The organism is Pseudarthrobacter sp. Pseusp20 (assembly GCF_059492155.1).
In genome coordinates this window covers 475,524-499,413 of sequence record NZ_CP168521.1, presented here as the reverse complement: position 1 = coordinate 499,413, position 23,890 = coordinate 475,524, and the positions used below count along the sequence as shown (strand labels likewise).

Below are 23,890 nucleotides of genomic sequence, written 5' to 3'. Positions count from 1 at the left end.
CGGCCAGTAGATCGCCAACGCTGGAGTGCCCTATCCGAAGCGGCCGGACACGTAGTCCTCAGTAGCCTTCTGGACGGGGTTGCTGAAGATCGTGTGGGTGTCGCCGTATTCGATCAGCTTGCCCGGCTTGCCGGTGCCCGCGATGTTGAAGAACGCCGTCCGGTCGGAAACCCGCGCGGCCTGCTGCATGTTGTGGGTAACGATCACCACCGTGTACTGGTCCTTGAGCTCATTGATGAGGTCCTCAATGGCCAGCGTGGAAATGGGGTCCAGGGCGGAGCACGGCTCGTCCATGAGGATCACCTGCGGCTCCACGGCGATGGCGCGGGCAATGCAGAGCCGCTGCTGCTGGCCGCCCGAAAGGCCGGAACCGGGCTTCTCCAGCCGGTCCTTGACCTCGTTCCAGAGGTTGGCGCCCTTGAGCGAGCGCTCCACCAGGACGTCGGCCTCACCCTTGGAGATCTTCTTGTTGTTCAGCTTGACGCCGGCCAGCACATTGTCGCGGATGGACATGGTGGGGAACGGGTTGGGGCGCTGGAAGACCATGCCGATCTGCGAGCGCACGGTGACGGGGTCCACGCCGGGGCCGTAGAGGTTGTCGCCGTCCAGCAGGACCTCACCCTCGACGCGCGCGCCGGGGATGACCTCGTGCATGCGGTTCAGGGTGCGGAGGAAGGTGGACTTTCCGCAGCCGGAGGGGCCAATGAACGCGGTGACGGACTTGGCCTCGATGTTGATGCTGACGTCCTCCACGGCAAGGAAATCGCCGTAGTACACGTTCAGGTCCTTGACGTCGATGCGCTTAGACATGGAGTTCCTTCACTTACTGGGTATGGATTGAAGTCTAGGATCCGCCGCGGTATGGCGGAAGGGAGGGCCTGGTTACCGGCCGGCTTTGGGGGCGAAGATCCTGGCGATCAGGCGGGCCACCAGGTTCAGGACCATCACCAGGATGATCAGCACCAGCGCCGCGCCCCAGGCCCGCTGCGAGGACGGGTCCGGGTTGGAGGGCGAGGTGGGGTTGAGGATCTGGGTGTAGATGAACGTGGGCAGCGATGCCATCCAGCCGCCAAAGACGTTCGAGTTGATGCTGGTGGCAAAACCGGCGGTGACCAGGATGGGCGCCGTCTCGCCGATGACCCGGGCAATCGCCAGGGTGACGCCGGACGCGATGCCTGAAATCGCCGTCGGAATAACCACCTTGAGGATGGTGCGCCACTTGCGCACGCCCAGGGCGTAGGCGGCCTCGCGGAGTTCGTTGGGGACGATCTTGAGCATTTCCTCGCTGGAGCGGACCACCACGGGGATCATCAGCACCGACAGCGCGACGGCGGCCACCGCACCGGTCTTGGTGCCCGGGCCCACCACCACGAAGAAGAACGCGGCAGCGAACAGGCCCGCCACGATGGAGGGGATGCCGGTCATGACGTCCACGAAGAACGTGATGGCCCTGGCCAGGCGGCCGTCGTGGCCGTACTCCACCAGGTAGATGGCGGTGAGCAGCCCCACCGGAACGGAAATCATGGTGGCAAGCAAGGTGATCTGCACCGTGCCCAGGAGGGCGTGGTAGATGCCGCCCATCACCGGGCCGCCGCTTTCCACGGCCTTGTTGTCATAGGCGCCCGTGACGCCGTTCATGGAGGTGGTGAGGAACCCGGGGTCCATAAGACCCGGGATGCCGTTCACCAGCACCGTCCAGATCACCGAAACCAGGGGCAGGAGGGCCACCAGGAACGAGCCCACCACCAGGCAGGTGGCCAGCTTGTCCTTGGCCTTGCGGGACCCTTCCACCACTGCGCTCCAGGACACCAGGCCGATGGCGAACAGGATCGCGGAGACCAGTCCCCAGCCGAACGCATTGAAGCCGACCAGGGCCAGGATGGCGGCGCCAACAATCAGGGCCGCAGCCAGGACGGCGTAGGGGGCATACTTGGGCAGTTGGCCCTTGGTGAGCGCCGACCGCTTGCTGCGGACGGGCGTAAGCGTGGAGGTCATTTAGTTGGCTCCCGAGAATTCTTTGTGCCGGGTGATGACCCAGCGGGCGATCATGTTCACGGCCAGGGTGATGACGAACAGGACCAGGCCGGCGGCGATCAGCGTGCTGACCCTGATGCCGCTGGCTTCCGGGAAGTTCAGGGCGATCTCGGCAGCGATGGTTTGGTTGCCGGACTGGATCAGGCTGGCCGTCAATGCGCCGGAGGACAGGACCAGGGCAACGGCCATGGTTTCGCCCAGCGCGCGGCCCAGGCCCAGCATGACGGCGCTGATGATGCCCGGCCTGCCGAAGGGCAGCACTGCCATCTTGATCATTTCCCAGCGGGTAGCGCCCAGGGCCAACGCGGCTTCTTCATGCAGCTTGGGGGTCTGCAGGAAAATCTCGCGCGACAGCGAGGTGATGATCGGCAGGACCATGACCGCCAGGACGATGCCTGCGGTGAGGATTGTCTTGCCGGTGGTGGAGGCCGGACCCTGGAAGATGGGAAGCCAGCCCATGTTGGCCGCCAGCCAGACGTACGCCGGAGAGATTTCCTTTGCCAGGAACGCTGCACCCCAGGCACCGTAGACCACGGACGGAATGGCGGCGAGCAGGTCAACCACATAGCCCAGTCCGGAGGCAAGGCGGCGCGGTGCGAAGTGTGAGATGAACAGCGCCACGCCAATGGCGATGGGGGTGGCGATGACCAGTGCGATGACGGCCGCGATGAGAGTGCCGATCACGATGGGCCAGATGTAGGCGAAAAAGCCCTGGCCGCCCTGGATCTTGTCGGCGGGCGCGGTCAGGGCGGGAACTGCCTGGACAACCAGGAACAGTGCGACGCCGAAGAGGACGGCAAGGATCAGGCACCCGGCTGCCAGCGTGGCGCCGGAAAAGACTTTATCCCCGGCGCGTCCGGCGCCTTGGGTACTTGTCAGGGGGGTGGCGGTCATTCGACGGCCCTTCGAGTCGTTGCTGGATTGGGAATGCAGGGTGCAAAGCCAAGTTCCCCGCACTGCCTTCCGGCAGGCGGGGAACCCGGTTTCGCAGCGATGGCTAGGACTTGGCCTTGATCGAGTCGATCGCCTTGACAGCCTTGGCTGCGAGGTCCGAGGACAGCGGAGCGGACTTGGCCGAGTCTGCTGCGGCCTTCTGGCCTTCAGCGGAAACTACGTAGTGCTCGAAGGCCTTGACCAGGTCCACAGTCTCCTGCTTGTCGTACGTGGTGCACAGGACGTGGAAGGACACCAGGACGATCGGGTAGGCGCCTTCGATGGTGGTCTTGCGGTCCAGCTTGATGGACAGGTCGTTGGCGGCGCGGCCTTCAACCGGTTTGCCGGCATCCACTGCCTTGGCGGCAGCATCGGCGGAGATCTTGGTGAAGGACTCGCCCACCTTGATCTGGGCCACGCCCAGCTTGCCGCTCACGGCGGAGTCGTCGGCGTAGGTCACGGCACCGGGGGTGTCCGTCACGGTCTTGACCACGCCGGAGGTTCCCTTGGCGTTCTCACCCTGCAGGCTGGCAGGCCAGACGCCGGCGGCCTTGTCGGTCCAGACGTCGGACGCAGCGGCGGCCAGGTAGTCGGTGAAGTTCTGGGTGGTGCCCGAGTCGTCGGAGCGGTTCACCGGGGTGACCTTGAGGTCGGGCAGGGAGACACCGGCGTTCAGGGCGGCGATGGCGGGGTCGTTCCACTTGGTGATCTGGCCGCGGAAGATCTTGGCCACGGTGGTGGCGTCAAGCTTCAGGTCCGTGACGCCGGGAACGTTGAAGGCCACAGCGATCGGGGAGATGTAGACCGGGACGTTGATGGCGCCGTCGGGGCCGCAGACGGACTTGGAGGAGGCGTATTCGTCATCCTTCAGGTACGCGTCGGAGCCGGCGAACTGGGCCGAGCCGTCCAGGATGGCTTTGCGGCCTGCTCCGGAGCCGTCCGGGGAGTACTGCACGGTGGCGCCGGAGTTGGCGGAGGCAAAGTTGGTCTTCCAGGCGTCCATGGCGGCGCCCTGGGCGGAGGAGCCGATGCCGGTCAGCGTGCCGGTGACCTTGGTGCCGCCGGCGGACTGGCTGCCGGCAGGAGCGGTGCCCGTGGCATTGTCTGAACCGCAGGCGCTGAGCGCGAGTGCGCCGGCTGCGATGACAGCGATAGCCGCGTGGCGGCCGAAGCGGAGTGCCTTCACTTAGATGTACCCCTTCCAGGGTTATTCAGGTGCGGGACAGGGCCGGAGAACCCTGCTGCGCGATGCGTACGGTGTGTACCTTTCAGTAAGTTATGGGCTGCAGGTAACGGGATGGGCTGTCCAAAGTGAACGGAGGATTAACGACGGCGGGATATTGGCTGACAAATGCCGGGTCACCATTGCGCGGATCACAGGTCCGGCCGTAGTGGCCTGCCCGGGTGCTCCACCGCCACTGAATAGACTTGAACCCATGGCAATCGAAGCAGGACTCTCGGCAACCCAACGGTTCCTGCGCAGCCGCGTCCGGACCGGCCTGATCCGGAGCCGCAACTCGTTCGTCCCTGCCATCCAGATGACCGTCTGCGCGGTGGGCGCCTACGCCTTCGCGGAATACGTCCTGGGCCACTCCGGCCCGCTGTTTGCCGCCACCTCCTCGCTGATCGCGCTCGGGTTTTCGCGGGAACCGCGGCTGCGGCGCGTGATGGAAGTGGGCCTGGGCTGCACCATCGGGATCGCCGTTGGCGACCTGCTCCTGCACTGGCTGGGCGGGGAAATCTGGGTGGCCGCCGTCGTTCTTCTCTTCTCCATCCTGCTGGCGCGGTTCCTTGACAGCGGGAACATCTTCACCACCCAACTGGCCCTGCAGTCGCTGCTGGTGGTGCTGCTTCCGGCGCCGTCGGGCGGACCGTTCACCCGGAGCATCGATGCGGTGGTGGGCGGCCTGTGCGCCCTGCTGGTGACCATCCTCATGCCCAAGGACCCACGGCGGGAACCACGCCGCGACGTCCAGAAACTGCTGCACGAACTGGCGGAAGTGCTGCGGGAATGCGCCTCCGCGCTGGCCAACAGCGACTCTACCCAAGCGTGGCATGCGCTGATCCGCGGCAGGAACTGCCAGCCCCTGGTCGATGCCATGCGGCAGTCGCTGCGGGCCTCCGGGGAAGTTGCCACGCTGGCGCCCGCCTACCGCCGGCACCGGGATGAACTGGACCGGCTCAAGCAGTCGCTGGACTTCATCGACCTGGCCCTGCGCAACAGCCGAGTCTTTGCGCGGCGGCTCACCAGCGCCATCAACCACGCCGCCCTCTCGGACGAGGCCACGGACAGCATCGCGGAGGTGCTGCAGGAGACCGCTGCCGCGATTGATGAGCTTTCGCTGGGCCTTGCGGAATCGCACGACGGCGTCCGCCGCGCCCACCTGCGTACGGCCCGGCGCGACCTGAGCGAAATCGCCCTTCGCCTGCACCCCAAACTCCTGGAGGTGCAGCGGCTGGAGGGCGAAACGGTGGTGATGCTGTTCCGGCCACTGATGGTGGATCTGCTGGAGGCCACGGGGATGGACGCGGACGAGGCCAGGGACGTGCTGCCCGCACTGTAGGCGGGATGGGCCGGGCCCAGCGCGGGGTGGGCCCGATGTCGGTGCCCGCCACTAGGGTTGGACGCATGGCAACAAAGACTTCCCGGGCCTCCAAGGCGCCCGCATACAAATGCGCCGAATGCGGCTGGACCACCGTGAAGTGGGTGGGCCGCTGCGGCGAGTGCCAGGCGTGGGGCACGGTTGAGGAAACAGGCACGGCGGTGGCGCGGACCACCGCGGCCACAACAGTCGTGGAGCCGGCGCGGCGGATCGCGGACGTGGACGCCACCACCGCGGCGTTCCTGCCAACAGGGGTGGATGAACTGGACAGGGTGCTGGGCGGCGGACTGGTTCCCGGCGCCGTCATCCTGCTGGCGGGTGAGCCCGGGGTCGGCAAGTCCACCCTGCTGCTGGACGTTGCCGCCAAGTTCGCGCGGACAGCCCAGGACGTCCTGTATGTCACCGGCGAAGAGTCGGCCGCCCAGGTGAAGCTGCGGGCGGAGCGGATCGACGCCGTCGCCGAATCCCTCTACCTGTCCGCGGAGACGGACCTTGGGCAGGCGCTGGGGCAGGTGGAGAAGATCGAACCTCGGCTGCTGATCGTGGACTCGGTGCAGACGCTCAGCAGCGCGGACGTGGACGGCAGTGCCGGTGGCGTGTCCCAGGTCCGGGAAGTGGCGGCTTCCATCATTGCCGCAGCCAAGCGGCGGAACATGACCACCCTGCTGGTTGGCCACGTCACGAAGGACGGTTCCATAGCCGGACCGCGGCTGCTGGAACACCTGGTGGACGTGGTGTGCCAGTTCGAAGGTGAGCGGCACTCCCGGCTGCGGCTGCTCCGTGCCGTGAAGAACCGGTACGGGCCCACGGATGACGTGGGCTGCTTCGACCTGAATGAAAACGGCATCGAGGGCCTGGCCGATCCCAGCGGGCTGTTCGTCAGCCGCACCAAGGATCCGGTTTCCGGGACCTGCATCACGGTCACCATGGAGGGACGCCGCCCCCTGCTGGCGGAGGTGCAGTCGCTGCTGGCGGAAAGCCCCAACTCTCAGCCGCGGCGGGCCACCAGCGGGCTGGACAGTTCCCGGGTGTCCATGCTCCTGGCCGTGCTGCAGCAGCGCGCAGGGACCCAGCTGCACAAGGACGATTCGTACGTTGCCACCGTGGGCGGGGTGAAGCTCAGCGAACCGGCAACGGACCTTGCGGTGGCCCTCGCCGTGGCGTCGGCCAAGGCCCGCAAGCCCCTGCCTGTCCGGCTGATCGCATTCGGCGAGGTGGGGCTGGCAGGTGAAGTCCGGCCAGTACCGGGCATCAACCAGCGCATCCAGGAGGCGCACCGGCTGGGATTCACCCACGCCGTGGTTCCGGCCAGCCACACCGGCCCGGGCCCTGTGCCTGCAGGGTTTTCGGTCCGGGAAGTGGAACACCTCACGGAAGCGCTCAGCCTCCTGATCGGGTAGCGGCAGGAGATTGCCGGCGCCCACGGAACGCCCTGCCCTGGTTTCTGCAGGGCTTTCGGCGGGTACTGTTGGTGCAAAACCTTCTTGCAGACGGAGGCTTTTGGTTTCTGCGCTGGGGGAAGCATGGCAATCAAGGAACAGCAGGGCACCACCGACCGTGCGGGCCGCGTACGCATGGCGCCTGTGCAGCCGGTTGTGTCGGACCGGATTGACGGACTGCTCGAAGGCCTGAGCATCCGGAAGCGCGTGGCCGCAAGCCAGCTGCCGGTCACGGCCACGGTTGCACTCGTGGTGATCGCCACGGCAATCTTCAGCCCGGAGACGTTCGACGACAACCTGTTCGTGGCGGCGCTGCTCTTCCATCTGGCAATTGCCGCGGCGTGCTTTGCAACACCCTGGGGCCGGCTCCCTGCAGGTGCGTTCGCCGTCATCCCGCTGCTCGACTGCCTGGCCATCGGGTTCACCCGTGAGGCGGGAGGCCCGCCCTTCAACGTCCTCAGCATCATGCTGGTGTTCCCCGTCATCTGGCTCTCCGTCCACGACCGGCCGTACATGCCTGTCCTGGCCATGGCCGGGGCAGTCCTCAGTACCGTGGTTCCGTCTGTTGTCCAGGGCTCCCCGGTGCTGGGGGGATCGATGATCAGGACCCTGATCCTTCCCCTGGTCCTGTCAGTCATAGCGGTGACCGCGCATGTGATGGCCACAACCATCCGGCGCCAGCGGATCAAGCTCATGGAAAACGAACTGCACCTGGGCCGAACACTCGGTGAAGGCGTCCGCCGGCAGGCCCTGCTCGACGCAGTGCTCAGGGCGGTTGGCTTGGGCGTTTGGGTGGTGGACGCCAAAGGGAACACGGTGCTGGCAAACAGGGCAATGCACGCGGACCCTGCCCTTGCCGGCGTCATCAGCCCGGCAGGGGGCCAGGCACCCCTGATGTCCGCCGACCGCTCCACTCCAGTGCCGGCAAACCTGCTTCCCGCTGCCCGCGCCGCAGCGGGAGAAGCCTTCATTGACGAGCTGTACTGGGCCGGCCCGGCGGACCGGCAGCGCGCCTATTCCGTGAGCTCGCACGGGTTTCCTCCGGCGGGCGGGCAGGAAGGCGGCGCCGTCATCACGTTTGTGGACGTCACCAGCCTGATCGGTGCGCTGGCGGCCAAGGACAACTTCGTTGCCACGGTTTCGCACGAGCTGCGGACCCCCCTGACATCCATCCTCGGCTACCTGGAACTGGTCCTGGACGAACCCGGGCATGAGGACATCCGCGACGAGCTCCTGGTGGTGCGCCGGAATGCCGAACACCTGCTGGGACTCGTCAACGACCTCATTGCGGTCGCCTCGGAACGCGTGGACCTCGCGCTGGAGCAGGCGGACCTTGCCCGGCTGGTGGCCCGGGAGGTGGACGCAGCTTCGCCCACGGCTGCCGGCAACGGACTGCAGCTGGTGCTCGATGTGGAGCAGCCGCTTCATGCCAGGATGGATCCGGCACGGATCGGCCAGGTGATCCGGAACCTGCTTTCGAACGCCATCAAGTACTCCCCCAACGGCGGCCTGATAACCGCCCGGGCCTTCCGGACCCGGGAGGGCCTGGCCTGCTCCATCACGGACACCGGCTTGGGGATGACCGGGGAGGAGCAGGAGCAGGCCTTCAGCAAGTTCTTCCGTTCGGCCCGGTCGCGTGAAACCGCCATTCCCGGCGCCGGCCTGGGCCTGCCGGTGAGCAAGACCATTGTTGAGGGCCACGGCGGATCAATCAGCCTGGAGAGTGAACCCGGCCGGGGTACCAGGGCAACATTCATCCTGCCGGAATCCTGACCCGCCATCGCAGGGAGCTCCCGTTCTGCCCCTCAGGAGGAACCGCGCCGTCGGCAGGCGACGTGGGTCAGGAACCCGTGCCGGCCAGCCAGTTGGAAACGTCGCTGCGCAGCACGAGAAGGGGGCCCCCGGTGGCGCTCACGTTGCCGTTCACCACGTAATAGCCGCGGCCCGATCCGGCTCCCCCGGCGGCACGGTCCAGGGCATCCACCAGATGCCGCGGCAGGTGGCCCTGCGGCCCAAGGCTGCGGAGTTCATCGACTTCTTCGGGCGTAAGCCGCCCCAAAACCTCGGCAATGTTGGCCATGAGTGGTCCCGTCCCTTTCGACCAGAGTGCCTGGCAGAGTGCCTGAAGGAATAACCTAAAGCAGGGCCGTGAACTCCACGTTAACGGCGGACGGCAACTTCCTTTCCTGTTCCCAGCGGCTTTCTTGGAGGATCAATGCCCATTCGAAGCGCCGGCATCCTGCTGTACCGGCAGGACCCGGCCATGCCCGCCGGCGCCCGGGAGGGCCTGCAGGTGTGGATCGCCCACATGGGCGGCCCGTTCTGGGCCCGCAAGGACGCGCATGCCTGGTCGATTCCGAAAGGCGAATACAGCGAGGGCGAAGACCCACGCGCTGCCGCGCTGCGCGAGTTCGCCGAGGAAATGGGCACCGCGGCCCCGGACGCCGAGTACCGGCTTCTGGGCGATTTCCGGCAACCGTCCGGAAAGCTCATCACGGTCTTCGCGGCCCAGGCCGACTTCGCCCCGGCCGTGATCAGCAGCAACACGTTTCCGCTGGAATGGCCCAAGGGGTCCGGCAGGATCCAGCATTACCCCGAAATCGACGACGCCCGCTGGTTCCCCGAGCAGGAGGCGCGGCTCAAGCTCGTGAAGGGCCAGCTGCCCATCCTTAGTGCCCTGGTCAGCGACGCCGCGCTGGCGTGAAGCCCCGACCCATTAAGAACGCACCCCTGCCTTCACGGCCAGCACCGGCCGGTCCGCCTGCATCAGGATCTGCTGGGCGTGGCTGCCGAGGATGAACTTGCCCACCTGGGTGCGGTGGCGGAGGCCGATCACGATCAGCGAAGCATCAACTTCCCTGGCCACGTCCAGGAACTCGTCCGCCAGGTCGTGCTCGTACGGCGGCTGGATGACGGTGGCATTGACTCCGGCGTCGGCCGCCTTTTTCGCGGCCTGGGCCAGGACGTCCTCCGGGGCCACGGACTTGTCCACCAGCGCCCCCTGGCGGGCGGAGTTCACGATGTACAGGTCCTTTTGCCGGAGCCGCGCTTCGGCGATCCCGGCGGCGAGGGCTGCCTCGCCGGCAGGCGTGGGGACGAACCCAACGATGATGCTCATACCTTCTCCTTGATGTTGTTGGTGCTGTCCGTGGCGGAGGCGACTGCCGCCGTCGTGCCCTTGCGCTTGGCCAGCATGCTGCGGAGGCCCGGCAGCACGGCCACCAGCACGAAGACCACCAGCAGTGTTGCCGAGATGGGGCGGGTGAAGAAGCCGGAGGCGTCGCCGCCGAAGACCAGCAGGGAGCGGCGCAGTGAGCTTTCCAGCAGCTCGCCCAGGACGAAGGCCAGGACCAGCGGCCCCGGTTCGAAGCCGAACTTCTTCATCAGGTAGCCCAGCACGCCGAAGAACACCACAAGGGTCACGTCGAACATGCTGTTGTTGATGGTGTAGGCACCCAGCAGCGTGATCAGGGCGGTGACCGGCGCCAGGATGGCTGCCCGGACGCGGAGGATCCGGACGAAGATGCCTACCAGCGGCAGGCTCATGATCAGCAGCAGGATGTTGCCGATGTACATGGAGTTGACCACGCCCCAGAAGAGCTCCGGGTTCTGCTCCACCAGCTGCGGGCCCGGGGTGACGCCCTGGATCAGCAGCGCGCCGAACATCAGCGCCATGGTGGCGTTGGCGGGGATGCCGAGGGTCAGCAGCGGGATGAACGACGACGTTGCTGCCGCGTTGTTCGCTGTTTCCGGGCCGGCCACGCCTTCCGGTGCGCCCTTGCCGAACCGCTCCGGCTGCTTGGCCCGCTTCTTCTCCATGGCATAGGAGGCCATGGAAGCGATGGTGGCGCCGCCGCCGGGCAGAATGCCCAGGAAGAAGCCCAGGACCGAGCCGCGGGTAATGGCTCCCGATGCCTGCTTGAGGTCGGACCTGGAGGGCCAGACATTCGAGACCTTCGACGGCGCCTTGGCAGCCCGGTGCCGCTCCTCGAGGTTGTAGAGGATCTCGCCCAGTCCGAAGAGGCCCATGGCGATGGGCACGAAGTCGATCCCGTCCGCGAGCTGCAAGCTGCCGAAGGTGAAGCGGCTTTCGCCGGTAAAGATATCGCGGCCGACGGTAGCGAGCAGGAGTCCGACGGCGGCCGCGATGAGTGCCTTGGCCTTGGCGCCTCCGCTGATGGTTGCCACCAGCAGGATGCCCAGCAGCGCCAGCGCGGAGTACTCCGCGGGTCCGAAGTCGAGCGCGAAGCCCGCCACCACGGGAGCCAGGAAGGTCAGGCCGATAATCGAGGCGGTTCCGCCGATGAAGGACCCAATGGCCGCCAGGCCCAGGGCCGTGCCGGCCTTGCCCTGCCTGGCCATCTGGTACCCGTCGAAGACGGTGACCACGGAGGATGCCTCACCGGGAAGCCGGAGCAGGACGGACGTGATGGTGCCACCGTACTGGGCGCCGTAGAAGATGCCGGCGAGCATGATGATGGCGGTGACCGGCTCCACGCTGTAGGTCAGCGGAAGCAGGATGGCGATGGTGGCGGCCGGGCCCAGCCCGGGCAGCACGCCGATCAGCATGCCGATCACCACGCCAATCAGGCAGTAGAGAAGGTTCATTGGTTCCAGGACGACGGAAAAACCGTTGATCACAGGATTGAGGAAATCCACTGCGGTCTCCTAGAAGAGGTGGGGGATGGAAGTGCCCAGCGCCAGCACGAAGATCCCGTAGAAGGACGCGACGACGATGGCACTGATCACGAGGGTGGAACGCCAGGTCTCGCTGCCCAGGAACTTCATCCAGATGATGCACAGGATGAGGGCGGGAATCTCGAACCCGATCAACGGCATCAGCGCCACCATGGCGGCCAGCGTGGCCAGGCCAGTGAGGGGCGCGAAGGACATCCGGGTGAACTTCTCCGCGTCCCGGTTGTGCCGGCCCCACACCAGCTGGAAGGTGGCCAGGGCCACCATCACGCAGCTGGTCAGGAAGGGCCACAGCCCCGGTTCGGGCTTCTCCGGAGTGCCAAGGCCCATGGAAACTGACAGCGCCAGGGCGGCGGTTCCGACGGCGAGCACCACCAGGGATGAGGCCGCGTTGGCGAGCGGGCCTGCAGCGGGAGGCTTTTCCTCCTCCCACTGCGCAGCCAGTTCTTCGGGGGTCAGGGCCTCGGGCAGGTCTTCCGGGCCGTCACAGCCCGGCGGAAGGGCGGAGCTGCCGCCCCGCCCGGCAGCCACTGCTGGAGTAGTCCCCATGGCCGTTACTTGTTCCCGTTGAGGCTGATGCCGTACTTCTCCACCAGGGACTTGTACTTCGCGGCGTAGTCCTTCCACTGCGTTACCACTTCCTCGCCGGAGATCTCCTTGGGCGTCAGGAGGTTCTTCTTGTTGAACTCCTGGTAGGCGTCGGTCTTGAACGTGTCCTTGAATGCAGCGGCGAGCTTGTCCTTGACCTCCTGGGGAGTGCCCTTGGGAGCCGCGACCGCACGGTACTGTGCCACGGGAACGTCGTAGCCGGCTTCCTTGGCGGACGGAACGTCAGGCAGGAAGCTGTTGCGCCCTTCGGAGAAGACCAGCAGAGGGGTGACTTTTCCGGCCTGGATCTGTGCCATGGCTTCGCCCAGCTGGACAGTGGCCAGCTCCACCTGGTTGCCCAGGACGGCGGTCAGTGCCGGCTTACCACTGTCGAACGGCACATCGGTGCCCTGCACGTTGGTCTGCTTGAACAGGACGGTCTGGGCCAGCTGGCTGCCCGTGCCCACGCCGGTGGTCCCGAACGTGACGTTCCGGCCGGCGGCGGTGACGTCCTTGAAGCTCCTGAACCCGGAGCCCTGGCTGGCCACCAGCACGTAGTCGTCCTGCGAAAGTCCAGTGATGATGTCCAGGTCGTCGAGGTTCACTGCCTCGTCCTTGCTCACGGCAAGGGGGGTGATGGTGACCAGGGAGGCTGTGAGGAGTACCAGCTCCTGGCCGTCGGCCGTCTTGCCGGCAACTTCCTTGGTGGCGAGGGCGCCGTTGGCGCCCGGCTTGTTCACCACGGGCATCGGGGCTCCGAGGGTCTTGGCGGCGCCGTCTGCAAGCGCCCTGGCGATCAGGTCCGTGCTGCCGCCGGCGGCCTGTCCCACGGTCATTGTTACGGGCCCGGCCGGGTACTTGGACGGGTTGCCGGCTGCGGCTCCGCCGGCAACGTTGCCGCCGCAGGCTGTCAGTGCCAGCAGGGTGAAGGCCGACGCCGTTCCGAGAACGGCGCGGCGGGACGGGAAGTGCATCATTGGGACTCCTAGGTGCAAGCGCAGGTGCGGGCTGGGACGCCCGGTACATCTGTGAAGCGGATCACCCCCGCCTCGCTGTGTTGAGTGTAGGGAGCAGTTATGATGCCTGTCTAAGCCCATATCTGCATCATTTGATACCCGGAAGGCATCATGTTCACTTTCGACCAACTGGCCGGATTCATCGCCGTAGCGGAGGAACTCCACTTCGGCAGGGCGGCAGAACGCCTGAATATGACGCAGCCGCCACTGAGCCGGCAAATCCAGAAACTCGAAAAGGCCGTGGGCGCCGAACTGCTGGAGCGGGACAACAGGAAAGTGGAGCTGACATCTGCTGGCCGGACGTTCCTGGACGAGGCCCGCCGGCTCATGGCACTCGCGGAGCGGGCACCTGTCACCGCACGCCGCATCGCTTCCGGCAAATCCGGCGTCCTGCGGATAGGCTTCACCGCGGCCAGCGGCTTCAGCATCCTGGGTCCGCTGCTGGAGGAACTCGCGGGCATCATCCCCGATGTGGACATCGAGCTGCAGGAACTGGTGACCGGAGACCAGTTGGCCGGGCTGCTGACGGGCGAACTGGACCTGGGGCTGGCACGGCCGCCGTTCGACCGGGAGACCTTTGACTCGCATCTCCTCTACCGCGAGTCCATGATGCTGGCCGTCCCCGAGGGGCACCCGCTGACGAAGCTGGAACGGAGCATTGCCGCGGACGATTTCAGCGATGAGCCCGTGATCATGCACTCGGCCACCCAGGCCCGCTACTTCTATGACCTGGTGGTGCGCATGCTCCCCATCCGCCACACCAACGTGGTGCACACGGTGAGCCAGATCCTCACCATGGTGTCGCTGGTGGCGGCCAAGCGCGGGCTGGCCTTCGTGCCCCACTCGGCCACCATGCTAGGTATCCGCGGCGTTGAATTCCTCCCGCTGGAGGGTGGCGACCACGAACAGGTGGAGCTGCATGCGCTGTGGAACCGGAGGGTCACCAATCCTGCGCTGTCGCGCCTCCTTCGGGACCTTGAGTTCGCCATGGAGTAACCGGCGCCCCTCCGGTCGGTAATGCAGCAAAGGTATCAATGCATATAAAAATGCACTTAGACAGGCATCGAGGGCGCTCCTACTGTGGGAACGGAATCATCAGCCTGCCGCCCGCGGCGCACACACCCGGAGGACCCACACCGTGGCAAAGTACACACCCCAGGAACTGGCGGACACGCTCAAGGAAGGCCTGCTGTCCTTTCCCGTGACCCCGTTCGATGCCCAGCTCCAGGTCGATGAGGAGAACTACCGCAAGCACCTGGCGTGGCAGGCGAGCTTTCCGGTGGCGGGCCTGTTCGCGGCCGGCGGCACCGGCGAAGGGTTCTCCCTGACTCCTGCCGAGTCGGAGCACGTGGTGCGGACAGCCGTCGACGAGGTGGGCAGCCGCATCCCCGTCCTTGCCTCCGCCGGTGGCTCCACGGCGCAGGCCATCGAAAATGCGAAGGCTGCCGAGGCTGCCGGCGCAGAAGGCATCCTCCTCCTGCCCCCGTACCTCACGGAGGCAGACCAGGACGGGCTCGTGGAACACGTCAGCGCGGTCTGCCGGGCCACCTCCCTGGGCGTCATCATCTACAACCGGGCCAACGCCATCTACCGGGACACCACGGTGGCAACCCTCGCCGAGCGGCACCGGAACCTGATCGGCTTCAAGGACGGTGTGGGCGACCTGGAACACGATGCCCGCGTTTACGCCAAGCTCGGCGAACGCCTCTTCTACCTGGGCGGCCTCCCGACCGCCGAGACCTTCGCCCTTCCCCTCCTGCAGCTCGGCATGAGCACGTACTCCAGCGCCATGTACAACTTCGTCCCCCAGTTCGCACTGGACTTCTACCAGGACGTCCGCAACCAGGACCGGGCCGCGGTGAACAGGAAGCTCAACGACTTCGTCATCCCCTACCTGGACATCCGCGACCGCGTGAAGGGCTACTCTATTTCCATCGTCAAGGCCGGCCTTGATGCCGTGGGCCGTCCCGCCGGCCCGGTGCGGCCGCCGCTGCAGAACCTCAACGAGCAGGACTTCGCGGACCTCAAAGCCCTGATCGCCACCGTTTCATAGCCGTCGCTGCAGACACAGGAGCCCCACCATGACCCTCAACGGACATTCACTCATCGCCGGCCGGCCCGTTACCGGCGAAGGCAAAACCACCAGCGGGTTCAACCCGGCCACCAACCAGGCCCTGGAGCCCGCCTACTCGCTGATCACGGAAGAACAGTTGAAAGCCGCCACGGCAGCGGCCGCCGAGGCCTTCCCGTCCTTCAGCACCCTTGACCCGGAAACCCACGCGTCCTTCCTCGAAGCGATCGCGGACAACATCGACGCCCTGGGCGAGGAACTGATCATCCGCGCCGGCCAGGAAACAGGGCTCTCGGCGGCGCGGCTCACCGGTGAGCGGGCCCGCACCACCGGCCAGCTTCGCCTCTTCGCGGACGTGGTGCGGCAAGGCGACTTCCGCGGCGTCCGCATCGACCCCGCCCTCCCGGACCGGAACCCGCTCCCCCGGGCTGACATCCGGCAGCGGCAGCTCCCCCTGGGTCCCGTCGCCGTGTTCGGCGCCAGCAACTTCCCGCTGGCGTTCTCGACGGCGGGCGGAGACACCGCCTCGGCCCTCGCCGCAGGCTGCCCGGTGGTCTTCAAGGCCCACAACGCCCACCCCGGCACCAGCGAACTGGTGGGCCAGGCGGTGACCCAGGCCGTCAAGGACGCAGGGCTGCACCCCGGCGTGTTCTCCCTGATCTACGGTCCCGGTTCCAGCATCGGCCAGGCCCTCGTGGCGGACCCCGCCATCAAGGCGGTCGGCTTCACCGGCTCCCAGGCTGCAGGCATCGCCCTGATGAAAACCGCGGCCGCCCGCCCCGAGCCGATTCCCGTGTACGCGGAGATGTCGTCACTGAACCCGGTCTTTGTCTTCGAGGGCGCCCTCGAGGGCGACGTCGACGCCCTTGCACAGCAGTACGTCACCGCCGTCACCGGAAGTTCCGGCCAGCTCTGCACCTCCCCCGGGCTCCTGTTCGCCCCCGAAGGCGAGGCAGGGGACAAACTCGCTGCCGCCGTCGGACGTGCCGTGTCCGCCTGCGCCGGTCAGACCATGCTCACCGAAGGCATTGCCAAGTCCTGGAACGCCGGGACGGAAAACCTTGGCGCGGCAGCCGGCGTCGAACTCATCGGCCAGGGCACTCCCGGCCCCACCGAGAACGCCCCGGCCCCCACCATCTTCGGCACGGGCGTCACCGAATTCACCAGCAACCACGTCCTGCATGAGGAAATCTTCGGCGCCGCGTCCCTGGTGATCCGCTACAGCTCCATCCAGGACCTCCTCCAGGCAGCCGGCCGGATGGAAGGCCAGCTCACCGCGTCCCTGCAGCTCACCGAACAGGACTATCCAACAGCGGCGCCGCTTATCCCCGTCCTGGAGCAAAAAGTGGGACGTATCATTGTCAACGGCTGGCCCACCGGCGTCGAAGTCGGCCACGCCATGGTCCACGGCGGCCCCTTCCCCGCCACCTCGGACTCGCGCACCACCTCCGTTGGAACCCTGGCGATCAACCGCTTCCTGCGTCCCGTGGCCTACCAGAACCTCCCCCAGGAACTGCTCCCGGCAGCCCTGCAGGACGCCAACCCCTGGCACCTCAACCGGCGCATCGACGGCGAAGTGGTTTCCGCCGCAGAGAAAGCAGATAGCAACGCATGAGCAACCAGCCCACCATTGCCGCCATCGAAGTTGTACCGGTAGCCGGCCACGACAGCATGCTGATGAACCTCAGCGGCGCCCACGGCCCGTTCTTCACCCGCAATGTGGTGATCATTACCGACTCGGACGGCCGCACCGGCCTCGGTGAGGTTCCCGGCGGCGAAAAAATCCGCAGCACCATCCAGGAAGCCGGCGTCCTGATCAAGGGCAAGCCCGTGGCCCGGTACCGCTCCCTGCTGCGGGAAATCGCCGCGGGATTCGCGGACCGGGACGCCGGCGGGCGCGGGCTGCAGACGTTCGACCTGCGCACCACCGTCCACGCCGTCACCGCCGTCGAGTCCGCCCTGCTGGACCTGCACGGCCAGTTCCTCGGCGTTCCCGTCGCGGAACTGCTCGGCGACGGGCAGCAGCGGGCGTCCGTGCCGATGCTCGGGTACCTGTTCTTCATCGGCGACCACACGCGAACCGACCTGCCGTACCTGGTGGAGGAGTCTCCGTCGGACCGCTGGGAAAAACTCCGGCGCCAGGAGGCCATGACTCCGGAAGCCGTCGTCGCGCTGGCGGAAGCCGCCCAGGAACGTTATGGCTTCTCCGACTTCAAGCTCAAGGGCGGCGTGCTGTCCGGCGACGACGAAGTGGACGTGGTCACGGCACTCGCCAAGCGGTTCCCGGAGGCCAGGGTCACGCTCGACCCGAACGGCGGCTGGCTGCTGGAGGAGGCAATCCGGCTTGGCAAGCGGATGCAGGGCGTGGTGGCGTATGCAGAGGACCCCTGCGGCGCCGAAGGTCGGTTCTCCGGCCGCGAAGTGATGGCCGAGTTCCGCCGGGCCACCGGACTGAAGACCGCCACCAACATGATCGCGACGGACTGGCGCGAAATGTCGCATGCCATCCGCAGCAACGCCGTGGACATCCCGCTGGCCGATCCGCACTTCTGGACCATGCACGGCTCGGTCCGGGTGGCCCAGCTGTGCAACGAGTTCGGCCTCACCTGGGGCTCGCACTCCAACAACCACTTCGACATCTCGCTGGCCATGTTCACCCACACCGGAGCCGCCGCCCCCGGTGGGATCACGGCACTGGACACGCACTGGATCTGGCAGGACGGACAGGGCCTCACCAAGGAGCCGCTGCAGATCAAGGGCGGCGCCATCGAAGTCCCGGCGGCTCCCGGCCTGGGGATCGAGCTGGACCGGGACGCGCTGGACAAGGCGCACCAGCTGTACCTTGAGCACGGCCTGGATGCCCGTGACGACAGCATCGGCATGCAGTACTACATCGACGGCTGGTCCTTCGACCCCAAGCGGCCGTGCCTGGTCAGGTAATGGGCCAGGCCACGACAGCAGGTAACGAAAGCCGGCAACCGCAAGTCCGGTAAGTTTCTCCAAGGCCCCCGCCTTGCCAACACCCCTCCCAAAGGAAACATTCAATGAAGTCTGTGGACAACGCCGTCCTGGACCTGGCATCTGCCACCAGGAAATTCTTCAAGCGCGTGCTCCCGGTCATGCTGGTCATGCTGGTCTGCAACCAGCTGAACCGCTCAAACATCGGCTACGCCCAGGACCACCTCCAGGCTGACGTGGGAATCGGCGCCGCCGCTTATGGTTTCGGTGCCGGCCTGTTCTTTATCGCCTATGCCATCTTTGAGCTCCCCAGCAACGTGATGATGGAAAAATACGGCGCCAAGGTCTGGTTGACCAGGATCATGGTCAGCTGGGGCATCGTCTCCTTCCTGATGGCGTTCGTGCAGAACGAGACCATGTTCTACGTCCTGCGGTTCCTCCTGGGCGCCGCAGAGGCCGGCTTCTTCCCGGCCGTCATCTTCTACTTCGCCCGCTGGGTTCCTGCCGGCCAGCGCGGAAAGGCAACGGCGGTCTTCATCGCCGGTTCCTCGGTTGCCGCGGCGATTTCCGGCCCCATCGCCGGCATGCTGCTGAGCCTCAACGGCGCCCTGGGAATGCGCGGCTGGCAGTGGCTCTTCGGGTTCGAAGGCATTCTGTCCGTCCTGGTGGGCGTCACTGTGTTCTTCCTGCTGGACGCGAAAATCGCCGACGCCAGGTGGCTCTCCCCCGCCGAAAAGGACGCGCTGTCCCAGGCCATCGATGCGGAGGACGCCGGGCACGCCAAGGCGGAGAGTGGAAAGGTCAACCGCTGGAAGATGCTGCTGAACCCGCAGATCCTGCTCCTGTGCGGCATCTACTTCGCCATCTAGCTGTCCATCTACGCCAACACCTTCTGGCTGCCAAGCATCATCAAGCGGATCCCCGGGACCACCGACCTCTCCGCAGGTTTCCTCTCCTCCATCCCCTGGATCTGCGCCGTGTTCGCGATGTACTTCGCGGCGAAGTGGCAGGACAAGGCCAGGTCCAGGAAGCCCCTGCTGGTGGTCGCGCTCCTGGTGGCAGCCATCGGTACCTACGCGGCGGCCGTGGCCTCGCCCGTGCTGGCGCTGGTGTTCCTGGCCGTAGCGGCCATGGGGTTCAAGAGCGCCTCACCGCTGTTCTGGACCATTCCGCAGTCCGGACTGCACCCGCTGGTGCTGGCTCCGGCCATCGCCATCATCAACTCGCTGGGCAACCTGGGCGGGTTCGTGGCACCGTTCGGTTTCGGCATCATCAAGGAGCAGACCGGCAGCGTCATCCCGGGACTATTCGCCCTGGCTGCGGCTTCGGCGGCGGCAGCCGGCCTGGTCTACTTCCTGAAGGAACGCCGCAGCGGGGCTGAGGCGTCGCCCGAGACGCCGGAACTGCCCAACACGGCGCCGCTCCCCAGCAGGGCCTAACCCGCGGTAAGCACCAGCGCCACGCTGTGGCCGCCAAAACCGAAGGCATTCACCAGCCCGGCCGGGGCATAACCCGGCGGAAGCTGGTGGGTGCCTTCGGTGAGGACGTTAAGGTCCACTTCCGGGTCCAGCGCTTCCACGTTCAGCGTCCCGGGGACCTTCCCGGTCCGCAGGGCTTCGAGGACCACGACGGCGGCCAGGGAACCGGCGCCGCCCAGCAGGTGGCCGGTATGCCCTTTGGTGGAAGTGACCGGCACGTCAGCGCCGAAGACGGCGTTGATCGCCTGGCCCTCCAGCCGGTCCCCCACAGGGGTGGAGGTGGCGTGCGCGTGGACGAATCCGATATCAGCCGGCCGCATGCCCGCCGAGTCCAGCGCCTTCTGCATGACCCGCCGCTGCATGGCGGGGTCCGCGGCCACGATGTCGTTCGCGTCGGAGGTCACGGCTCCGCCTGCCACAGCACCAAGGACGGCGGCGCCGCGGGCACGGGCGTGCTCCTCGCTCTCCAGCACCACCACGCCGGCGCCCTCTGCCAGCACAAACCCGTCGCGGCCGCCGTCGAACGGGCGCGAGGCCAGCTTGGGGTCATCCGACCGGGTGGACAGGGCACGGATCTGGGAGAAGCCGGTGATCACAAGGTCGTTGACGGAGGCGTCCACGCCGCCGGCAATCACGACGTCGGCTGCACCGGAGCGGATCATCTCGGCTGCCTGGACAATCGCCTCAGCCCCGGAGGCGCAGGCGCTGACAGGCGTCCGGGCGCCGCCACGGGCGCCAAGGTCGATGGACACCCATGCGGCCGGACCGTTGACCATGAGGCGGGTGAGGGTATGCGGCGAAACCTTCCGGGGGCCCGATTCGGCCAGCACCCGGTCCTGCTCGATGGTGGAACCGAGCCCGCCGTAAGCGGAGCCGATCACCACGGCGAACCGCTCCGGATCCACCTCGGGGGCGCCGGCCTGCGCCCATGCCTCGCGTGCCGCGATCAGCGCCAACTGGCCGCACCGGTCCATCCGCTTCATCTCGCGGGTACTGAGGTGCTCCGAAAGGTCTGTGGTGACCTGCCCTGCGATTTTGACGGGCAACTGCCCTGCCCAGTCCTGCTCCAGCGGCCCGATCCCGGACCGGCCCTCAAGCAGGGCCTCCCAGGTTTCCTTGACGCTGGAACCCAGCGGGTTGATGGTGCCGGCGCCGGTGACCAGCGCGCGTGGTTGTACTGCCGTCATGGTTGGCTACTTTGCGGGGTTATGGGTACCGATGGGCACGAGCGTCAGGTCGGGGTGGTTCTTCTCGATCCGCCGGAGCGCCCAGACGTCGTTGAACAGGGCGAGGTATTCGCCGTCGGACCGCAGCAGCACCTCCGCGCCCGGGACGTTTGCCAGCGCGGGCATGGCATCCGCAGTCGAAATCCTGGCCAGGGAGTAGGGCAGGCGTTCCAGGCGCATGGGTGCGCTGAAGTCGTGCGCCATGCGGTCCTCCACCACTTCGAACTGCATGGGCCCGACGGCGGCAAGCACCGGCGCCTGGTCACCGCGGACGTCGGAGCGGAGCACCTGGATGACGCCCTCGTGTTCCAGCTGCTCAATGCCGCGGCGGAACTGCTTGAACTTGCTGGGGTCCTTGGACCGGGCCACCTGGAAGTGCTCGGGGGCAAACAGCGGGATGGCCGGGTATTCCACCGGGTTCTCAAGGAACAGGCTGTCGCCCACGCGCAGCGAGGACGCGTTGACCAGGCCCACCACGTCACCGGGGTAGGCCTCGTCAATGACTTCGCGTTCGCGGCCGAACACCTGCTGTGCGTACTTGGTGGCGAAGGACTTGCCGGTGCGGGTCTGGGTGACCACCATGCCGCGCTCGAAGACGCCCGAGCAGACGCGGATGAAGGCCACGTGGTCGCGGTGCGCCTTGTTCATGCCGGCCTGGACCTTGAAGACGAACCCGGAGAACGGGGATTCCACGGGACGGGGGTTTCCGTCCACGTCGGGGCGGGGCGCTGCCGGCGGGGCGAAGTCCACCAGCGCGTCCAGCAGTTCCTTGACGCCGAAGTTCAGCGCAGCGGAACTGAACAGGATGGGGGTTGCCCTGCCGGCGTGGAAGGCGTCGACGTCGAACTCCAGGTTGGACTCAATCACCAGTCCGGCCTCGTCCACCGCGTCTGACCAGTTGCTGCCCTGGTCTTCCGCCGCTTCCTCGGGAGTGAAGTACTCGGTGATGGCGATCTGCGCTCCGGCGTTGTTGCGCTGGAACCGGGCGAAGCGGTCGTTGCGGAGGTCCCAGACGCCGCGGAAGTCACCGGAGATGCCCACGGCCCAGGTCAGCGGCATGGGCTGCAGCCCGGTGCGCTCGGTGATCTCGTCCATCAATGCCAGGGCGTCCAGGCCCGGGCGGTCCCACTTGTTGATGACCGTGATGATGGGCAGGTTGCGCTGCTTGCAGACCTCGAAGAGTTTCATGGTCTGGGTTTCCAGGCCCTTGGCGGCGTCCACCAGCATCACGGCGCAATCAACGGCGGCGAGCACGCGGTAGGTGTCCTCGGAGAAGTCGGCGTGGCCGGGGGTGTCCAGAAGGTTGATGACGGTGTCCCGGTAGGAGAACTGCAGGGCCGCGGAGCTGATGGAGATGCCGCGGTCCTTTTCCATCTGCATCCAGTCCGAGACTGTTTCCTTGCGGTTGGCCTTGCCACTGGAAGCGCCCGCGGTGCCGATCACCTTTGCGTGCAGCGCCAGCGCTTCGGTGAGCGTTGACTTGCCCGCGTCAGGGTGGGAGATGACAGCGAAGGTCCTGCGGCGGCCAGCCTCTTTGTGGATCCCGGAGATCCGGGCGGGGGTCAGGACATCTTGGGACACGGTGCTACTTTCGCTGCGGTTGTGGCTGCCCAGGTGTCTTTCGGGTACTGCGCTGCGACTCAAGGGCGGGGAAGGTGATTGGCAAACGGCCAAAGTACAGTTTATCGCAGGGCTGCAAACCGGACGGGTTCCGCTTAACGCGGGCGAAACCGGACGTTCAAGGCGGCGAAATGCGGGGCAGTTAGCTTTGGGCGCATGATGCATGGCGCCACTTTCACCGGCAACCTTTTTTTCGACCCCCTGGCCACCAACCTGGGCGCCAACGCGGGTGCGGTCCTTGGCACCGCCGCGGCCCAGCCGCCGGGTTCGGTCCTTCCTACCGGCCCGTCCCGGAAACGGGGAGTGCAAACAGCGGCTGAACACAAAGCACTCCGTGCCGCTTCACTGTCGAAAGTCAGCCGGGATTTGGAGCGGATGCTCAGGGACCGGAAGCGCTGACGTCCCCGCGGCGGCAAAACCTGGCAGGCATGGGGGTGCCCGGCAACGGGTACCCGGCAACGGCATGATGGGTTCATGCGCAGCATCGAGTTGGTCTTTGACGGCCCCACCGAATCCCTGGTCAGGGCTGACTGGGCACGGCTCGCGGCCGCCGGCCTCCCCAGCCTGGCAGGGCATACCTCCCCCAGCAACAGACCGCACATCACCCTTGCGGCAGGCACGGACCTGGTTGCCGCCCGGGAAGGTCCCTGGGAGGTGCTGCCCGTGGATGTCACCTTCTCCGGAGCGGTCGTCTTTCCCGCCGGCGCAGGAAAATATGTCCTTGCCCGCGCGGTGCTGCCGACTGCTCCCCTGCTGGACCTGCACGGAATCCTGCACCAGGGCCTGTCAGGGGCGCTGCCGCTGACGTGTCCGGGGGCGTGGACACCGCACGTCACCATCTCCCGGCGTATTCCCGGCCATCAGCTCGGAACGGCGGTGGACCTGCTGGACCTGCGCCTCGAGGGCCGCTGCACGGGAGCGCGGCTCTGGGACAGCAGCACCAGAACGGTCACACCCCTGGGAGCCTCCGCCTGAGCAACCCGCTGAAAGGCAGAGCTAAGGCCGGGCAGGGTCAAAGCCGGGGCAGGGTTGAAAATGGCGGGGGCCCAAAGCGGCGAAAGTGGCCGCCCCGCAATGCCCCCAACCAGCGTTTTTGCCGCCGTTCCGGGCACCCCCTAATGGGGCACTTTGGGGCTTGCCCGTGCGGAAGTTGGGTTTCTTACCCCTATCATTGAGCTTGCGGGAATCAGTGCACTTTTTGATCCTGCCGGCAAACTGCGGACGCCGGC

At 66.6% G+C, this 23,890-nt stretch carries 23 protein-coding genes; 12 read left to right on the top strand and 11 right to left on the bottom strand.

Features of this window, described 5'->3' with window-relative positions; all coding sequences use genetic code 11:
* Positions 1-30: 30 nt before the first annotated feature.
* From pstB to pstS, 4 genes are all read right to left on the bottom strand, one after another.
* Complete coding sequence (pstB, locus tag ACEN9K_RS02430) at positions 31-810, bottom strand: phosphate ABC transporter ATP-binding protein PstB (protein ID WP_018770927.1); 780 nt, start codon at positions 808-810, stop codon at positions 31-33.
* 72 nt (positions 811-882) lie between these two features.
* Positions 883-1,995: a phosphate ABC transporter permease PstA gene (pstA, locus tag ACEN9K_RS02425; RefSeq protein WP_018770928.1), complete on the bottom strand. Its 1,113-nt coding sequence runs from the start codon at positions 1,993-1,995 to the stop codon at positions 883-885.
* Complete coding sequence (gene pstC, locus ACEN9K_RS02420; RefSeq protein ID WP_018770929.1) at positions 1,996-2,928, bottom strand: phosphate ABC transporter permease subunit PstC; 933 nt, start codon at positions 2,926-2,928, stop codon at positions 1,996-1,998. It lies immediately after the preceding gene.
* Positions 2,929-3,031: 103 nt separating this feature from the next.
* The gene (pstS, locus tag ACEN9K_RS02415; protein WP_018770930.1) at positions 3,032-4,153 is read right to left on the bottom strand and encodes a phosphate ABC transporter substrate-binding protein PstS; all 1,122 of its coding nucleotides are present in this window, start codon (positions 4,151-4,153) and stop codon (positions 3,032-3,034) included.
* 250 nt (positions 4,154-4,403) lie between these two features.
* On the opposite strand from pstS, the gene ACEN9K_RS02410 reads away from it, so the two are divergent.
* The 3 genes from ACEN9K_RS02410 (at position 4,404) to ACEN9K_RS02400 (ending at position 8,782) form a co-directional block, all read left to right on the top strand.
* Positions 4,404-5,531 carry an FUSC family protein gene (locus tag ACEN9K_RS02410; protein ID WP_018770931.1) on the top strand — a complete coding sequence of 376 codons (1,128 nt, stop codon included), beginning with the start codon at positions 4,404-4,406 and terminating at the stop codon, positions 5,529-5,531.
* 65 nt (positions 5,532-5,596) lie between these two features.
* Positions 5,597-6,970, top strand: a complete 1,374-nt coding sequence (gene radA, locus ACEN9K_RS02405) for a DNA repair protein RadA (protein ID WP_377204391.1) — start codon at positions 5,597-5,599, stop codon at positions 6,968-6,970.
* A gap of 123 nt (positions 6,971-7,093) precedes the next feature.
* Entirely contained in the window at positions 7,094-8,782 is a 1,689-nt protein-coding gene (locus ACEN9K_RS02400; protein ID WP_495635126.1) for a sensor histidine kinase, read from the top strand.
* 67 nt (positions 8,783-8,849) lie between these two features.
* On the opposite strand, the gene ACEN9K_RS02395 is transcribed toward ACEN9K_RS02400, so the two are convergent.
* Entirely contained in the window at positions 8,850-9,089 is a 240-nt protein-coding gene (locus tag ACEN9K_RS02395) for a hypothetical protein (RefSeq protein ID WP_056388356.1), read from the bottom strand.
* Between the two features lie 135 nt (positions 9,090-9,224).
* On the opposite strand from ACEN9K_RS02395, the gene ACEN9K_RS02390 reads away from it, so the two are divergent.
* Positions 9,225-9,713, top strand: a complete 489-nt coding sequence (locus ACEN9K_RS02390) for an NUDIX hydrolase (protein ID WP_018770935.1) — start codon at positions 9,225-9,227, stop codon at positions 9,711-9,713.
* A gap of 12 nt (positions 9,714-9,725) precedes the next feature.
* Here the strand turns inward: ACEN9K_RS02390 and ACEN9K_RS02385 are convergent, their stop codons facing one another.
* From ACEN9K_RS02385 to ACEN9K_RS02370, 4 genes are read right to left on the bottom strand one after another with little or no spacing between them, the layout of a single operon-like run.
* Positions 9,726-10,127 (bottom strand): universal stress protein, encoded by a 402-nt coding sequence (locus tag ACEN9K_RS02385; RefSeq protein ID WP_018770936.1) that lies wholly within the window; start codon positions 10,125-10,127, stop codon positions 9,726-9,728.
* Complete coding sequence (locus ACEN9K_RS02380; protein ID WP_495635125.1) at positions 10,124-11,668, bottom strand: tripartite tricarboxylate transporter permease; 1,545 nt, start codon at positions 11,666-11,668, stop codon at positions 10,124-10,126. The genes ACEN9K_RS02385 and ACEN9K_RS02380 overlap by 4 nt, the downstream gene beginning before the upstream one ends.
* Before the next feature lie 9 nt (positions 11,669-11,677).
* Positions 11,678-12,253 (bottom strand): tripartite tricarboxylate transporter TctB family protein, encoded by a 576-nt coding sequence (locus ACEN9K_RS02375; RefSeq protein WP_223993419.1) that lies wholly within the window; start codon positions 12,251-12,253, stop codon positions 11,678-11,680.
* Between the two features lie 5 nt (positions 12,254-12,258).
* Positions 12,259-13,269: a tripartite tricarboxylate transporter substrate binding protein gene (locus tag ACEN9K_RS02370; RefSeq protein WP_495635124.1), complete on the bottom strand. Its 1,011-nt coding sequence runs from the start codon at positions 13,267-13,269 to the stop codon at positions 12,259-12,261.
* Positions 13,270-13,419: 150 nt separating this feature from the next.
* Between ACEN9K_RS02370 and ACEN9K_RS02365 the strand changes: the two genes are divergently transcribed.
* From ACEN9K_RS02365 to ACEN9K_RS02340, 6 genes are all read left to right on the top strand, one after another.
* Positions 13,420-14,304 (top strand): LysR family transcriptional regulator, encoded by an 885-nt coding sequence (locus ACEN9K_RS02365; RefSeq protein ID WP_495635123.1) that lies wholly within the window; start codon positions 13,420-13,422, stop codon positions 14,302-14,304.
* A 142-nt stretch (positions 14,305-14,446) separates the two neighbouring features.
* Positions 14,447-15,361 carry a 5-dehydro-4-deoxyglucarate dehydratase gene (gene kdgD, locus ACEN9K_RS02360; RefSeq protein WP_495635122.1) on the top strand — a complete coding sequence of 305 codons (915 nt, stop codon included), beginning with the start codon at positions 14,447-14,449 and terminating at the stop codon, positions 15,359-15,361.
* Between the two features lie 28 nt (positions 15,362-15,389).
* Positions 15,390-16,994: an aldehyde dehydrogenase (NADP(+)) gene (locus tag ACEN9K_RS02355; RefSeq protein ID WP_495635121.1), complete on the top strand. Its 1,605-nt coding sequence runs from the start codon at positions 15,390-15,392 to the stop codon at positions 16,992-16,994.
* Complete coding sequence (locus tag ACEN9K_RS02350) at positions 16,991-18,319, top strand: enolase C-terminal domain-like protein (RefSeq protein ID WP_495635120.1); 1,329 nt, start codon at positions 16,991-16,993, stop codon at positions 18,317-18,319. Before ACEN9K_RS02355 ends, ACEN9K_RS02350 begins: the two co-directional genes overlap by 4 nt.
* A gap of 104 nt (positions 18,320-18,423) precedes the next feature.
* A complete protein-coding gene (locus ACEN9K_RS02345) occupies positions 18,424-19,206 on the top strand; it encodes an MFS transporter (RefSeq protein ID WP_495635119.1) in 783 nt (260 codons plus the stop codon).
* On the top strand, positions 19,207-19,776 hold the full coding sequence (locus ACEN9K_RS02340; protein WP_495635671.1) for an MFS transporter: 570 nt from the start codon (positions 19,207-19,209) through the stop codon (positions 19,774-19,776).
* Here the strand turns inward: ACEN9K_RS02340 and ACEN9K_RS02335 are convergent.
* On the bottom strand, positions 19,773-21,002 hold the full coding sequence (locus ACEN9K_RS02335) for a beta-ketoacyl-[acyl-carrier-protein] synthase family protein (RefSeq protein WP_478222523.1): 1,230 nt from the start codon (positions 21,000-21,002) through the stop codon (positions 19,773-19,775). The genes ACEN9K_RS02340 and ACEN9K_RS02335 overlap by 4 nt on opposite strands.
* Before the next feature lie 6 nt (positions 21,003-21,008).
* A complete protein-coding gene (locus ACEN9K_RS02330; RefSeq protein ID WP_144600974.1) occupies positions 21,009-22,622 on the bottom strand; it encodes a peptide chain release factor 3 in 1,614 nt (537 codons plus the stop codon).
* 195 nt (positions 22,623-22,817) lie between these two features.
* Here ACEN9K_RS02330 and ACEN9K_RS02325 point away from each other — a divergent pair, with 195 nt between their 5' ends.
* Together ACEN9K_RS02325 and ACEN9K_RS02320 are read left to right on the top strand one after the other, a co-directional pair.
* Entirely contained in the window at positions 22,818-23,060 is a 243-nt protein-coding gene (locus tag ACEN9K_RS02325) for a hypothetical protein (protein WP_018770947.1), read from the top strand.
* Positions 23,061-23,135: 75 nt separating this feature from the next.
* The gene (locus ACEN9K_RS02320; RefSeq protein WP_495635118.1) at positions 23,136-23,636 is read left to right on the top strand and encodes a 2'-5' RNA ligase family protein; all 501 of its coding nucleotides are present in this window, start codon (positions 23,136-23,138) and stop codon (positions 23,634-23,636) included.
* Positions 23,637-23,890: the final 254 nt, after the last annotated feature.